Genomic DNA, 13,138 nt, shown 5'->3' on the forward strand with positions numbered 1-13,138 from the left:
AAAGCTAATATCTGTTAAAAACATTGCCTTTGTTTAATTACCTTGGGGTAAATATAAATTATTAATTGAAGTAAGCGTCTACTTCTTTTTCAGCCTCGTCGCGGCTTTTGCCGTATTCCTGCTGAATCTTACCTACTAATTCTTCACGGCGACCGTCAATTACGTCTAGGTCATCATCAGTAAGCTTACCCCATTTCTGTTGTACCTTACCCTTCATTTCTTTCCAATTACCTTCAATACGATCATTGTTCATAACGTGCTCTCCTTATCCAAACAATTGGTTGAGAAAACTGACGAAAAAACTTGCCAGTTATACAAATAGCAGCAAATGGCATTCCATGTCATAGATCTTTGATTATCATAGATATTATCTGGGTGTGTAATCAATGAAACGGAATTTTTAATGCAGAATTTACAAACAGTTGCAAACACTACAGAACAATGAGTAGGGCATTAAGCCATGGTCTTGGCAAAGGCTTCACTATCCTGTCTCTTTTCTATTTTATGCTGGTCTTCACTTCGACCTTTTTTCCAATAGCTACTGATATACAAACTATCGTGAGCCAACGCTTTTTCATCCTTAAGCCATGCTCGTATTGCTCGCATATCTGAGAATTCGCACGCAACCCAAACTGAAGGATTGCCTTCCAGCCAATCTAGCTGTGTAAGACTATGGGGCAGAGACTGTTCATAAACCCATTCCACCTTAACCCCGTCGGGTTTTTCGAGCGCAACTGCGTCTTGTTCATCTTGTATTTTAATTACAGCATAGCCTTTGGCATGAGAGGGTAAAGCCGCAAGATGATTTCTTATGCTGGGAAGAGCGGTCATATCGCCTGCTAGCAATACCCAGTCATAATCTTCGTTTAAGCCTTTGCTTGAGCCTGGACCTGCTATTGTAATTACGTCACCAGGTTTAGTACTTGTAGCCCACGCTGAAGCAGGCCCTGTTTTTCCGTTATCTGCGTGAATAACCATATCCAAAATCATTTCAGGCTTATCCGCATCAAAGTGAGCAACCGTATAAGTGCGCATTGCTACTTGGTCCATATCTGTAGGTTTGTTGAGCGGATTTCCGTTTTTATCGAACATAAGCTTTACATAAGCACCCGCCCCTACGGCAGGGAAAGTGCGGAGATCTTCACCACCTAAAAAGACGCGCTGCATAGTAGGGGTTATACGAACAGATTGTGTCACGACAGCTTGGCGGGGTTGGGGTTTAGGCATTAGCTTCTCCTTAAAAATCTAAGGGGATTTTATTTGATAATAGTTCTCATTACCATTTCTTTAGGTGGAACGATAACGTTTGTTAAATTCTATTTTTTAGATTAAAGGGAAGATATTTAAAATACTGGCTTCAATTGATAGATAAGCACAGCGAAGTGGGGGTTATTTGAAAGTACTTATGTGAAAAATAGCAGGCAAAAGAAAAGGGGCTAAGAAGCCCCTTAAAAAACCACAACATAACTTGGAAAACACATTTACACACCACAAAGACGCACACTCAACGACTTCATGTATTAAGTAAGATAGCCCAATCCCGAAAAGGTTCCGCATTTTTTAAAAATAATTGGTAAAAAAATAAATACCTTTGAAAAACAATTATGAAACTACAGGTGCGCGCCTGTGATGCTAGTCTTTAAATCTTATCTGTGGCGGCTAGTTCTTTGCAGCGCTACATAGACTACACAAGAGGTAACGGTAATTAGCACTGACGCTACAGCGAAAGGTAAGGCAATATTAACTTGATATACAACTGCTGCGAGTGGTGGCCCTATAACATAGCCCATGGCGGTAGTGGCTGTAATTAACCCGGTAATGGTCGCTTGTTGAGAAGGCGCGCAATAGGTTGTTGCCGCTGCTGCTAATGATGGGTAGGCCATACCCATACCTAGCCCCATCAAAGCCATGGCAATATAAAGCACAAACAATGAATGTTGAAGGAACAGTAACAAGTACGCCAACCCCAATAGAGGAAGTGCGAGAGTGATCATTGTTTCTTTACTTAAACGCCCTTTTTGTACCCAACCAAATTGTGCGGTGAGAGAGGCTGCGGCGCTGACCATCATTGCAAAACCCACCTGTCGAGCAGCTTCAACGGGCGTGTAATGATAAAAATCGATAAAAAAGAAGCCTAGCGACTGCTGCATCATTGCCATAACGCAAAACACGCAAATACATGCAGCAACAAACACATACGGCACTTTGGTGGGTGCTTGATTGTCTTTGCTAGCATGCACAGCTGCCTGTTGCTTAGATAAAGGGGGTAAAACTGGCAGCTTAAAATACACCAGTGCCAGTGCTAACAAGGTTAATAGAACAATACTGTACAGCGGAGCTAATAAGCCGAAACCCACCAATAACCCAGCGTAAGCTGGACCGACAATTTGCCCGACATTGCTTGCAGAGGTCACTTTACTAATAGCACTTACCCGAGCCTTCGGCGAACTTATAGCGACAGCGTAACCTACAGCAGAGGGGGGCGTTGCCGACATAATGGTAGATTGCAAACTGCGACTTATCAGTAGCGCTAGGAATAAGTTTGTACCACTGATAATGCCAGAAAACCCTGCCATCCACGCGCTAGCAAAGGCAAAGGTACCTAAGCTATAGCCAGTAAGGCCCACCATTAGTATTCGTTTGAACCCTGCACGCTTTGCTACTTTGCTCCATACATTAGTGCCAAAGGCGAAAATAAGGGCGGAGCTCGACATGATTGTTGCTATATGAAACTCTGAAAGGTTGGCTTGTCGCCCCATCGAGGGAAGCGTGGTTAGCATGACGCTTTGACCGACAGATGTAGCTAGCAATGCACAGAAGAGAACTTTAAAAACAACAGTAGATGCGGATGGCGATAACACGCAGGTAGCTCTTTATCTATGCGAACTGGTATTGTTTATATTATCACAGTTGAGGATAAAAAAATGCCCGCCAAAGGCGGGCCAAAATCAGAGGTATGTAAAGGCCGGGATGGGCCTTTGAGGGGAGAGGAATGTCGTCGGGTGACAACTCACTAATAATATCGACGACATTACCAGTGTCCTCACTATGGTTTCGCTGAAGCAACACACACGTACTTCAACGAATCCAAATAGGGTCAACAATCCCTTGCTGCACGAGACATCACTGTCAGTGCTTGCGATGTAGGCACTCAGAGCTTGTTTACAATCCTTATGAAACAAGAGCCATGCGTCCTGCGAGTTTATCTAGGTTATCTTTTACCTAACCTCATCATCGACCAGCAATTTAACGAATGCTCTACAGGTATCCTTCAATTTCAAACACTGACTCATCCATTCATCCTTGGTAACCATTCCATATGCTTCCTATGTCGTCACCTTCAGTCTTTGATATTTACGTAATCTGGCCTCTCCGTCGCTAAAGCCGTCCTGGCTACAAATTACGTTCTGCGTTTATCCGTTAGTCTAATGTATGCGTGATCTGTGCCAATCTTTTTTTATGGAGTTGGGGGTCTTTTAAATTGTTGATATTGAAAGGTTATTGTCGTTATCTTTGACGCTTTTATAAAAAACGTATTTTGCATGTGAGATACGGCTATGTAGTTTTTTCCCATTAATGTGTATCAAATTACAAACATTTAATTACAGCGGTTTTATCTCTGCCAGTTTCTTTGGCTTCATAAAGGGCTCTGTCTGTATCTTCTAAAATGGCAGTAGCGCTTTGCGCGGACTCAATTACTTTTAATCCTGCTGAGAATGTTAATTTAATGTCTGCACAGAGTTGACTTGCAGAGGCTATTTTTAGCGTCTGACGGAAGCTATCAAGCTGTTTGTAAATTTGGTCTTCTTTAGCGCAATGGAATATAAACAGAAACTCTTCACCTCCTAACCTGCCCATATCGACGTGTTTAGTAAAAAGCTGTCGCGCAGTGCGAGCGAATAGGCGCAATGCATCATCGCCCATTTTGTGACCATAGTTATCATTGATAGATTTGAAGAAATCGATGTCTAACATTGCTACGTAAAATTTTTCGTTAGCCGCTTCAAAGGTGGCGAGAGATCCTTCCAGTAACTCTAGAATTTTGACCCGGTTATAAAAGCGGGTTAATGCATCGGTAGTAGCAAGCCGCTCTAACCTTTTTTGGTAACGCGCACGCTTAATGTAGAGTAAAAACAGTAGTAAGCTAAGTATTAGACATAACCCAGTGATTACAGCCAGTAAAAAGTTCGTTGCTGGTTAAGCGCAAGCTTTTCTTCTTGTAATTGAGTGATAGCTTTTAAGTCGCTATTTTCTGCCTGAATTTCGTCTAGTTCGTAAAGCGTTCGTATTATTTGCTCACGCGACTTATCTAGTGATTCGGTTATTTTCTTATTTAATTCAATGTAGTGCTTGAGTGCGTCTATCGTATCTTGCTCGTTGCCAAACCTCTCAAGAATAGACAGTTTAAGATAAGCGGCTTCCAAATGGGCAACGCCTGCTTCTGCGCTCGCTATTACCTCTTCTGCAAGCCTAACCATCTCTAATGCCTCTGTTTTGTCTCCGCTGGACAGCGCCAGACGAGAAAGCGCTATAAGCGAGTTAAAGTAAATAGTAGTAGAGTCTAAATCACGGGCTAGGTCGCTTGCTTCTTCAAATAAAAGGCGAGCGGCGCTGGCTACCTCAGAGGTATTCCCTTGCACTAACAACATTTCCCCTTTGCCGAGTAGGGCTTTGGCTAGTAGGAGGGAGTTATTGTTTCTTCTTGCAATCTCTATGGCTAATTCAAAAAAGCGCGCGGAGTCTTTAAAGTTTGAAAGCCCTAGCTCTGTTCGAGCAAGCTTTTCTGCTACCCGACTTTGATTAACAGTGTTTTTCTTTTTAACCGCAAATTCATAAGCTTCGTTTAAATATGCTTTTGCTTCTTCGAATTTAGACTGCTGCAAATAAATAGTGCCTATCAGACCAGCAATATGAGAGGGGGGGACTTGTGTCTTGAACTGTGTAGCTAATTCATAAGCGGAGAGATAGTTATCAAGAGCAAGCTTAGGTTCTTCAATATTTTCAAAAGTAGTACCTAGTGTCATTAATACGCCAATATTCAATTGTATTACGCCGTGGTTCATAGACCACTGCTTAACGGCGTTGAGCAAGCTAATCGATTCTTGAATTTCGCCTTTGCGTGAAAGTATTTTGGCTTTGAGCAATTTTGCGCGTTGCTGCATTAGCCTACTAGCGTAAACATCGCTTATGCATTTCTCTGCGAGTGCTAAAGCTTCATCATATTCGCCCTGTTTTTCTTTACCTAAGGCATAAAGGTATACCCATTCATGACGTTTTGGAGAGAACTGATTTGAATCGAGCAGCGACTTTAATCTAGCCATTTCTTTTTCGGGTGCTCGATGTAGCGCTTTGATACTGGCTATAACTTCATCGTTTGGTGCAGGGTTGATTTGGTTTGTAGCAGCGTAGGCGGGCTTTAACGCGAGAAGGGTGAGCAATACACTTGTGACAAAAAGTCCAGTTCTAGTCATTCAACTATGCGCCTATTTATAAAAACTCCATTCACTAAAATATAGTCTTTCGTTTCGAGCTTCGACAATATTGAGCTAAGTTTCTTGTTATGAAGGTCTCAATCAACAATGTGGGTAGATAAACGTAAAACTTACTTTATTGAAATATATTATGTTATAACGTATTTTTGTTTCTTTGATGGGGCATCTTTGTGAAATTTTTTGTCACGCTTCCTAGCGTTAAACTTGGTTTAATTGCGACACTACTAATGTTAGTTAGCGCGTTAAACTTAACCCGAGCCGCCGGTTACGAAGAAATTGACTGGGTAGCCCTTATGCCCGAGGACGACCTAAGTGCGCTTTTAAACAGACCAGAAATTTTAAATGATATTGCTGATGGGTCTGCTGCTGACTCTATCGATGACTTTGCCTCTAAGCAGTTTGAAGATGAACAAGCCCAGCGATATCAGCAAGCTTTAGTGTCAACCCGGGTAATAGATGAATTTGATGGTAAAGCCATTCGCATCCCCGGATTTATTGTACCTTTAGAGCAAAATGAAGAACAAAAGGCCACTGCCTTTTTCGTCGTACCGTATTTTGGTGCTTGCTTACATATGCCGCCACCACCGCCTAATCAAATTTTGTACGTTGAATACAAAGAAGGTGTCGCAGTAGAAAACTTGTACGATCCTTATTGGTTCGAAGGTACGGTAAAAATCGACAACCACGAAAGTGCACTGGGTACATCAGCCTATTCATTAGTGTTAGACAGCTTTACGCTGTACGAGGAGTAACTAACATGAAAAAGACGGTCGTTGCAGCCACTCTTTTATCAAGCTCAATAGTATTTCATAGCAGTGCATGCGAACTGCACGCTGGAATGGGTAATATGCAGTTTGGTTTTCAGCATCCTATGATGCAGCAGCACCTAGCGGCAGCGAAAGAGCCACTTATCTCCCTTAATATCGATAGGAAGCATGAAGTGGCAAAGCTCGAAGCGTCTGCTGTACCTCTGCGATTTACCATTCCTTCGAACTATAAAGAAGTGAGTGTAGATGTAATGGCAAGCGACGGCGTAACACTACTTTCGCCGCAGCGGTTCGCCCTGGTCTCGGCTAAAGGCGAACAAGCTATTAGCTTTCAGGCAAAAGAAGAAGGTACCCACGAACTTGTGCTAAAAGTGTATGCGCTTAAAAAGAATGTGCCAGTCACTTATACGCGCAAAGTAAAAATTTTAGCGAGTTAGGCGCTGAATGCACAAATGAAGCGCCCCTCTTTTGCTTTACTGGCTTTCTTTATTGCATTCGCCGCATTAGGTGTGTTCGTCGGTTTAGGGCTTAATGGCAAACTTAATGGCCTTATCGGATTTTTCAGCAGTGACGTTGTTATTTATCAAGACGGCACGCGGCTGCAAGAAACTCAACTGTATCAAGTTTTAACTTGGGATGCCTTGTTACCTGAAGCTGAAAAAGCGTTACTGGGTAAAGCCCAGTCTAATCAGAATTCTCAACAAAATTTACCCCTTCATGAACAAGTATTTCAGTCTATTCAGCGTACGTTCGACGATGAGTATCAACAAGCGCTGATTTCAGTGAATACGGTTGATACATTTAACGGAGAGTATGTTGAGCTTAGCGGGTTCATTGTACCTGTTGAAGCAAATGCAGAGCGTGAAATAACGGCATTTTTCATTGTTCCATATTTTGGCGCATGTATTCACTTTCCGCCGCCTCCGCCGAATCAAATTGTGTTTGTTTCGCTGAATAATACCCAAGAACAAGGCGGTATTAGGGGGATAAACATTCAGCAGGCTTACACCTTCTCGGGTAAGTTTTCTACAGGGCTCTATGAAGACCCTCAAGGAACATCGGCTTACCTACTAGACGTAATAGAAATAAAGCCCTATTCAGGATTGGGAAATGGTATTAATGATGGAAAAGCGGAATCTAAGAATGGCGCTTTCCACATAGAAAGCGACATTCGTTAATTTTATTTTTTCAATGTATTACCAAGAACCGTACATTGGGTTTGGCAGAATGAAAATCTCTGTACCAACTCGAGGCATTAGCGCCTCAACATTGGCAGATTCTTGGGTTACGCCGCCCACATCTTCAATATTGTCGCCAATTTGCATGATAATAGTGTGAGGCGCCGCCCACGTAGATGTGGCGTCTTTAGACGCATTTGAACATGCGATTTTACCTTGGGTAAGCTGCATTCTTCGCAAGTCTTTGTCATTAACCATACCTTCTAGTGCGACTGCTTCTTTATCTTCAGCAGTGCGGCCAACTACGCAGGTATTGCTGGTGGTCAGCGGTAACCCTTGTGCCAAAAGATTATTCCACGTGTGCTTATCAAGCGTTTTATCGCGATTCGTAATAAGCGCCACTTTTCCATTTCGCTTAATAACCTCGTCGATAAAATCAGCGACGCCGGGAACCAGTGTGGCTTCTTCACGCTTTACCCAGTCAGCCCAGCTTTTTGATGAATAACCTAAGCCGACACTCTCGCGCTCTTTTTGGTAGGTACTATTATCTAGCACGGTTTCATCAACATCCATGACTACAACGTCGCCTTCAGCAAAGCGCGTTGGCAGTGCGGCAATAGCCTGGTTGTAAACAAAGTTTGAGAGGACAGGGTACTCTTTGCTACTGGTTTGATATATCACGGCGTTAGACAGCGTATGCGCTTTTTCACCGGCCAGCGTGGTAGATGGTGTTGACGAGCATGCCGCGATAACTGATACCGCAGCGCTAATACACGCTAGTTTGCTGATATCAGCGAATTTGTTTACAGATAACAATGTTATTTTCCTTTTATCGTTTTTTCTGCTTGCGAATTTCAACGTACACAACCATGTATGATTTTATCGGTGAACCGGGCCTGATATTTCAGCGATAGCGTCGTGTGCATGCAGACTTTCTTGATGTTCTACTTTTACACGAAAATAGGTTGCTTGATAATACGTACTGAACGCGGCATGTAGACGTCTTACCGAATCTTCAACGAACATTAGGTTTTCGGCATTGCGTTTCGCAAACGCTTGCTCGTCTTCTCGCTTAACCGCGGTCTGAAGCGGCGTGCCCAGCGCGTTCTCTACTAAATCAATAATACCAATAAAATCAGGAATATCTTTGTTAGCTAAGTCCAAAGTTATGTCGGCAAACGAGCGCTGAGCATGAGCCGTGGCGATGCTGGCTTCTTTAGAAGCAAGCCAAGCGCCCATTTCTTCTACAGTTAGCTGCTGCCCTTCAAACAGCTTGCTCTCAAACTGTTTGCTCTCAAATTGTTTCACAAAGGCTTCTGCCAGTGCCTTGCGTGAAAGTGATGCAGAGCACGGGCACGTACTGGAATAAGGCACTCTTAGCTTGAGCTGCGCTTTGTAATGCTCTGATGTACGCATTACACACAGTGAAGCAGGGTAGGATTGATACCCTGACGTTTTACTAATAAGCGCTGGACGCGACACGGCTAGATCAAAATGTAAATTTAATTGTGCGCTTTTACTTAGCCCATCTTGCGAATCGACAAGCGCGTTCATTAAGCTTGTTAGTGCCGACTTGTGAAGATCCTTATTGCTCAAGTACTGCTGTAGCAGGTTGTACAAACGCGACATGTGAATGCCTTTGGCGCTGGGATGATCTAAACTTACTGTTACGTCTACCTTTGCTTGACTACTTAAGCGTTCACCGCGCTTACCTAATACATGCAGGGGTATTGCAATACCCTGCATACCAACACTATCAATAGCAGGAACTTGAGCAGTAGATTGCTCAGTAGTGACATCGGGTAGTACCGTGTCGCGATGATCGAAACTAGACAAAATGACCTCTGACTAAAACCTTGAAGACCCTTACATCGCTATATTTTTAAGCGTCGCTCAATAGAACAAACGTTTTTGAGGAAGTGATGAAACTAATAGGTGTGTGATTGTGCTCTCTCGCGCTCTTCGCAGGTCGAGCCCTGAGTAGTTTCTCTGAGTCGGTAATTTGCAATATGAGCACTGACAATAATAAATGAAGCGATTACAGTAATAATAACTTCACCATATTCGCCAAGCACTTCGTGCCCTAAACCTACCCATTCGACCAGCAGTGGGCTGCTTAGCAATGTAAGACCAGTAGCGCCAGCTAATACCACCCATTTATTTTTGTGATGTAAATAGCCTACGGAAAGCGCAAAGGCGCCAATAGGCAGTACAAAAAACAGTAGTATTTGATGGAAGGTTTCATCATTGAGAATAGACACGCTTGCCAATGCCGGTATGGAAATCAATAAAATAGGCGTTAATAAACAATGGATGACGCAAAGCGATGAAAGGGTCATAGCGATTTTGTCTGAAATGAGCTGCACTTTTGGCATTGCGCTGCTTCCTTGAGTTATTGAATTCATAGTATTTCCGAATATTGCTATGGCGCATGCTTCATTAATGAAACTAGCGCCTTAGAGTATAAAAATAATTAGTTGTTAATGGATAACATTGGCCGATTTGGGGTTATTTCCATCGCACCTTGTCCTTTGTTTGTTACCCAAATAGTGTTGACATGCTGCAAGCTTGGCCAATGGGAAAACCCTGTCATTTCAATACGCTTTAAAGGTTTTTGGCAGCTAAGCAGGTACGCTACGCGAAAATCAGAATGGGTGTTGTGATGGGCGTCGCTTTCGTGTTCACTGTCATGCTCATCATGCTCATCATGCTCATCATGCTCATCATGCTCATCATGCTCATCATGCTCATCATGCTCATCATGCTCATCATGCTCATCATGCTCATCATGCTCATCATGTACCTCGGCTATTTCCCAAGGGCTCTCAAGGGTGGTATCGAGCAATTCACACGTATTGCTAAGGGAAAAAATGTCGTCGAAGCGCAGAAACAATTCCTGCATGTTCTGATAGCGTTTCTTTTCGTCAGCTGTGGTCGGTGTGTACTCAAACCCCAATACATCGGCAACAGGTAACTGAAGTACAAACTGCCATTCACTTCCCGCTTGTAGGATTTGTAACTTTCCTTCGCCGTGAGTATGCGGCGCGGCATGAACAGCGCTGATAACCATTCCAGCCAAGTTCAATCCGGCAAAAGCACCCACTTTAAGAAAAGCTGAAGAGGCGCGTAGCGCTTTTTTTGATTTTTTCCACGTAATAGAAATGGTTTTCATTTTTACCTCTTGCGTAAATGTTACAATATAACATACCATAAAAATAAAGTTGATACATTATCACATTACACAAATCAGAGGTTAGAATAATGAAACTGTCTCGATTGGCGTTAGGCTTATCGCTTTTAGCGCCTGCGTCACTTTTTGCGTCTCCGTTAGTGCTGGCACAAACGCTTTCTGGCACGGTAACCAATGTAGCAGGAAAGCCTCTCGCCAATGCCACTGTTGAAATTGAGGCGCTAAAGCGGGTTACCAGCACCAACGAGCAGGGTGAGTTCATTTTCTCTGACGTAAAGGACGGAGAGTATACACTGCATATTTTTGCATCTGGCTTTGCTCATTTACATAAAGAGGCAACAGTGCAATCGAACTCTACAGGTGGCACTAACTTTGTCCTAGCGCGAAGTGCTATTGAAGTGATTGATGTGCATGCCACCCCTATGCACTTATCTGTCATGGAATCGGCTACGCCAGTAAGCGTGTTATCAGGTGAAACCTTACGATGTCAACAGGCGGCAACACTTGGCGATACGCTAGAGAAACTGCCTGGCGTACAATCTAATTTTCATGGCAACGTTGCAAGCACGCCGATAATTCGAGGCCTCAGCGGTCCAAGGGTACTGATCACGCAAAACGGTTTGGATGTGAGTGACGTTTCTCGCGTTGGTCCAGACCATGCAGTAGCAAGTGAAGCCTCAACCGCTAACCAAATTGAAGTACTACGAGGGCCTGCGACCCTTTTCTTTGGTAGCGGTGCAATAGGCGGTGTGGTTAACGTAGTTGACCAACGCGTGCCGACCTCCACTGAAACACGTGGGGAATTTTTACTAGAAACCCAAAGCGTTAACGACCAGAAGCTAGGAACGTTTAACGTGACCACTGGCGTTGACAACATAGCCTTCTATGCTGACGGTTTTTATCGCGACTCAAATGACTATGAAACCCCAATGGCGCCTGATATTGACGATCCGGATGGCGCGCATGTAGTTGAGAATAGTAATGAAGAATCCCACGGGGTTACGTTAGGTACCAGTTACTTATTTGACCAAGGTTATGTTGGTGTAGCGGTAGAAAGGTTCGAGCGAGAGTACGGCGTGCCTGGTCATAGCCATGGTGATGACTCATCAGTATTTGCTGATCTCGAGCAGACTAAGTACCAACTTCTCGGCGAATACAATTTTACTAATGACTTTTTGCAAAGTGTTCACTTTAGAACGGGCTATACCGATTACGAACACGCTGAAGTAGAAAGTGGTTTAGTCGGTACTACGTTCAGCAATGAAACCGAAGAACTTCGCGTAGAGTTATTGCATAAACCCATGGCCGGCTGGCGTGGCGGTGTAAGTCTTCACTACAAAGGCGCGGACGTTTCGGCGCAAGGTGAAGAAGCCTTCACACCTCCTTCGGAAATGGAGATGTTCGCTATAGCTTTGATGGAAGAGCGCCATTTTGGTGACTTCTTAGTTCAGTTAGGGGCCCGTGCAGAAAGAGTAACACTGGACGCTTCGAGTGTGCTGCTACCAGAGCTAGATGCTCACGACCATGATGAAGAGCACGAAGAAGACGAGCATGATCACGATCATGACGAACACGAAGGCAGTGAGTTTGTTCGCCAGTTCGAGGTAGACCAAGAGTTTACGCCTATTTCACTGTCGGCAGGTGTGGTTTACACCATCAATGATAGCTATAACGTAGGCGTTTCACTTTCCCGTTCAGAGCGGGCGCCTTCAGCCTCTGAGCTCCTTTCTTTTGGCCCGCATATTGGCACCCGTACCTATGAAATAGGCGCCTTGTTTGATTTGTCAGAGGAAGGGGAGTTTGTGCTTTCTCAAACGCCTATCGATCTTGAAACAGCCAACAATATCGACCTAACGTTCAGAAAAACACAGGGCGATGTTGGCTTTGTATTTAATGCTTTTTATAACCAAGTAGATAACTATTATTTCCAAGAAGAAACTGGCTTATTCGCTGAAAGTGGTCATGACCACGATCATGGTGAAGAAGAGCACAGTGATGAAGAGCACAGCGAAGACGAACACAGCGATGAATTACCTGTCTACCTTTTTGGTTCAGCTGATGCCATTCTTCATGGTTTTGAGCTACAAGTTGCGTGGCAAACCACTGATAACCTAAAGCTTGATTTCTTCGCCGATTACGTTAAAGCCCGACTTAAAGATGGTGGCGCACTGCCGCGTACGTCGCCTATGCGCGTGGGGACACATGTTGCTTACACACTTGATAACATCCGCACCGACTTAGACATTACCCATTTTGCAAAACAAGACGACATCTCAACCTTCGAGACTGAAACTGACGATTACACCCTTGTTGATGCATCAATCACCTATGACATTCCAATGGGTGACGTCGACTTATCTGTTTACCTGAGCGGTGAAAACCTCACAGACGAAGAAGCGCGTGTTCACACTTCATTTTTGAAAGATATTGCACCGCGTCCAGGCAGAAACTTTGCCTTCGGCGTACGTGGTTATTTTTAAAATCAGCTTAAAAAAAGAATTATTGATAGGG

Annotated in this window: 13 protein-coding genes; 4 read left to right on the forward strand and 9 right to left on the reverse strand. The window is 43.8% G+C overall.

What is annotated here, in order from left to right; translation table 11 throughout:
* Nucleotides 1-61 precede the first annotated feature (61 nt).
* The 5 genes from ACYX4N_RS02775 to ACYX4N_RS02795 form a co-directional block, all read right to left on the reverse strand.
* The gene (locus ACYX4N_RS02775; RefSeq protein WP_012519989.1) at nucleotides 62-253 is read right to left on the reverse strand and encodes a CsbD family protein; all 192 of its coding nucleotides are present in this window, start codon (nucleotides 251-253) and stop codon (nucleotides 62-64) included.
* Between the two features lie 200 nt (nucleotides 254-453).
* The gene (locus tag ACYX4N_RS02780) at nucleotides 454-1,227 is read right to left on the reverse strand and encodes a siderophore-interacting protein (protein ID WP_476055546.1); all 774 of its coding nucleotides are present in this window, start codon (nucleotides 1,225-1,227) and stop codon (nucleotides 454-456) included.
* A 419-nt stretch (nucleotides 1,228-1,646) separates the two neighbouring features.
* Nucleotides 1,647-2,810, reverse strand: coding sequence for an MFS transporter (locus ACYX4N_RS02785; RefSeq protein ID WP_476056410.1), 1,164 nt, complete (start codon nucleotides 2,808-2,810; stop codon nucleotides 1,647-1,649).
* A 778-nt stretch (nucleotides 2,811-3,588) separates the two neighbouring features.
* Nucleotides 3,589-4,179, reverse strand: a complete 591-nt coding sequence (locus ACYX4N_RS02790) for a GGDEF domain-containing protein (protein ID WP_476056411.1) — start codon at nucleotides 4,177-4,179, stop codon at nucleotides 3,589-3,591.
* Entirely contained in the window at nucleotides 4,170-5,471 is a 1,302-nt protein-coding gene (locus ACYX4N_RS02795; protein ID WP_476055547.1) for a tetratricopeptide repeat protein, read from the reverse strand. Before ACYX4N_RS02795 ends, ACYX4N_RS02790 begins: the two co-directional genes overlap by 10 nt.
* A 191-nt stretch (nucleotides 5,472-5,662) precedes the next feature.
* Between ACYX4N_RS02795 and ACYX4N_RS02800 the strand changes: the two genes are divergently transcribed.
* The 3 genes from ACYX4N_RS02800 to ACYX4N_RS02810 are packed head-to-tail and all read left to right on the forward strand — an operon-like array spanning nucleotide 5,663 to nucleotide 7,437.
* Entirely contained in the window at nucleotides 5,663-6,244 is a 582-nt protein-coding gene (locus ACYX4N_RS02800) for a DUF3299 domain-containing protein (RefSeq protein ID WP_476055548.1), read from the forward strand.
* Between the two features lie 5 nt (nucleotides 6,245-6,249).
* The gene (locus ACYX4N_RS02805) at nucleotides 6,250-6,696 is read left to right on the forward strand and encodes a hypothetical protein (RefSeq protein ID WP_179984904.1); all 447 of its coding nucleotides are present in this window, start codon (nucleotides 6,250-6,252) and stop codon (nucleotides 6,694-6,696) included.
* A gap of 15 nt (nucleotides 6,697-6,711) precedes the next feature.
* Nucleotides 6,712-7,437, forward strand: a complete 726-nt coding sequence (locus ACYX4N_RS02810) for a DUF3299 domain-containing protein (RefSeq protein ID WP_476055549.1) — start codon at nucleotides 6,712-6,714, stop codon at nucleotides 7,435-7,437.
* An 18-nt stretch (nucleotides 7,438-7,455) separates the two neighbouring features.
* On the opposite strand, the gene ACYX4N_RS02815 is transcribed toward ACYX4N_RS02810, so the two are convergent.
* The 4 genes from ACYX4N_RS02815 to ACYX4N_RS02830 form a co-directional block, all read right to left on the reverse strand.
* On the reverse strand, nucleotides 7,456-8,253 hold the full coding sequence (locus ACYX4N_RS02815) for a 5'-nucleotidase, lipoprotein e(P4) family (protein WP_476055550.1): 798 nt from the start codon (nucleotides 8,251-8,253) through the stop codon (nucleotides 7,456-7,458).
* 63 nt (nucleotides 8,254-8,316) lie between these two features.
* Nucleotides 8,317-9,273 carry a GTP cyclohydrolase FolE2 gene (gene folE2, locus ACYX4N_RS02820; protein WP_476055551.1) on the reverse strand — a complete coding sequence of 319 codons (957 nt, stop codon included), beginning with the start codon at nucleotides 9,271-9,273 and terminating at the stop codon, nucleotides 8,317-8,319.
* 92 nt (nucleotides 9,274-9,365) lie between these two features.
* Nucleotides 9,366-9,842, reverse strand: a complete 477-nt coding sequence (locus tag ACYX4N_RS02825) for a MerC domain-containing protein (protein ID WP_476055552.1) — start codon at nucleotides 9,840-9,842, stop codon at nucleotides 9,366-9,368.
* Nucleotides 9,843-9,910: 68 nt separating this feature from the next.
* On the reverse strand, nucleotides 9,911-10,609 hold the full coding sequence (locus ACYX4N_RS02830; RefSeq protein WP_476055553.1) for a ZrgA family zinc uptake protein: 699 nt from the start codon (nucleotides 10,607-10,609) through the stop codon (nucleotides 9,911-9,913).
* A gap of 89 nt (nucleotides 10,610-10,698) precedes the next feature.
* Here ACYX4N_RS02830 and ACYX4N_RS02835 point away from each other — a divergent pair, with 89 nt between their 5' ends.
* Nucleotides 10,699-13,107: a TonB-dependent receptor gene (locus ACYX4N_RS02835; RefSeq protein WP_476055554.1), complete on the forward strand. Its 2,409-nt coding sequence runs from the start codon at nucleotides 10,699-10,701 to the stop codon at nucleotides 13,105-13,107.
* Nucleotides 13,108-13,138: the final 31 nt, after the last annotated feature.

This window comes from Alteromonas sp. ABH4_452 (assembly GCF_056311825.1).

Coding starts and splice junctions, on each gene's coding strand:
- ACYX4N_RS02830 (WP_476055553.1), bottom strand. CDS start 10,609: ATGAAAACCATTTCTATTACGTGGAAAAAATCAAAAAAAGCGCTACGC.
- ACYX4N_RS02825 (WP_476055552.1), bottom strand. CDS start 9,842: ATGAATTCAATAACTCAAGGAAGCAGCGCAATGCCAAAAGTGCAGCTC.
- ACYX4N_RS02835 (WP_476055554.1), top strand. CDS start 10,699: ATGAAACTGTCTCGATTGGCGTTAGGCTTATCGCTTTTAGCGCCTGCG.
- ACYX4N_RS02805 (WP_179984904.1), top strand. CDS start 6,250: ATGAAAAAGACGGTCGTTGCAGCCACTCTTTTATCAAGCTCAATAGTA.
- ACYX4N_RS02810 (WP_476055549.1), top strand. CDS start 6,712: ATGAAGCGCCCCTCTTTTGCTTTACTGGCTTTCTTTATTGCATTCGCC.
- ACYX4N_RS02775 (WP_012519989.1), bottom strand. CDS start 253: ATGAACAATGATCGTATTGAAGGTAATTGGAAAGAAATGAAGGGTAAG.
- ACYX4N_RS02795 (WP_476055547.1), bottom strand. CDS start 5,471: ATGACTAGAACTGGACTTTTTGTCACAAGTGTATTGCTCACCCTTCTC.
- ACYX4N_RS02780 (WP_476055546.1), bottom strand. CDS start 1,227: ATGCCTAAACCCCAACCCCGCCAAGCTGTCGTGACACAATCTGTTCGT.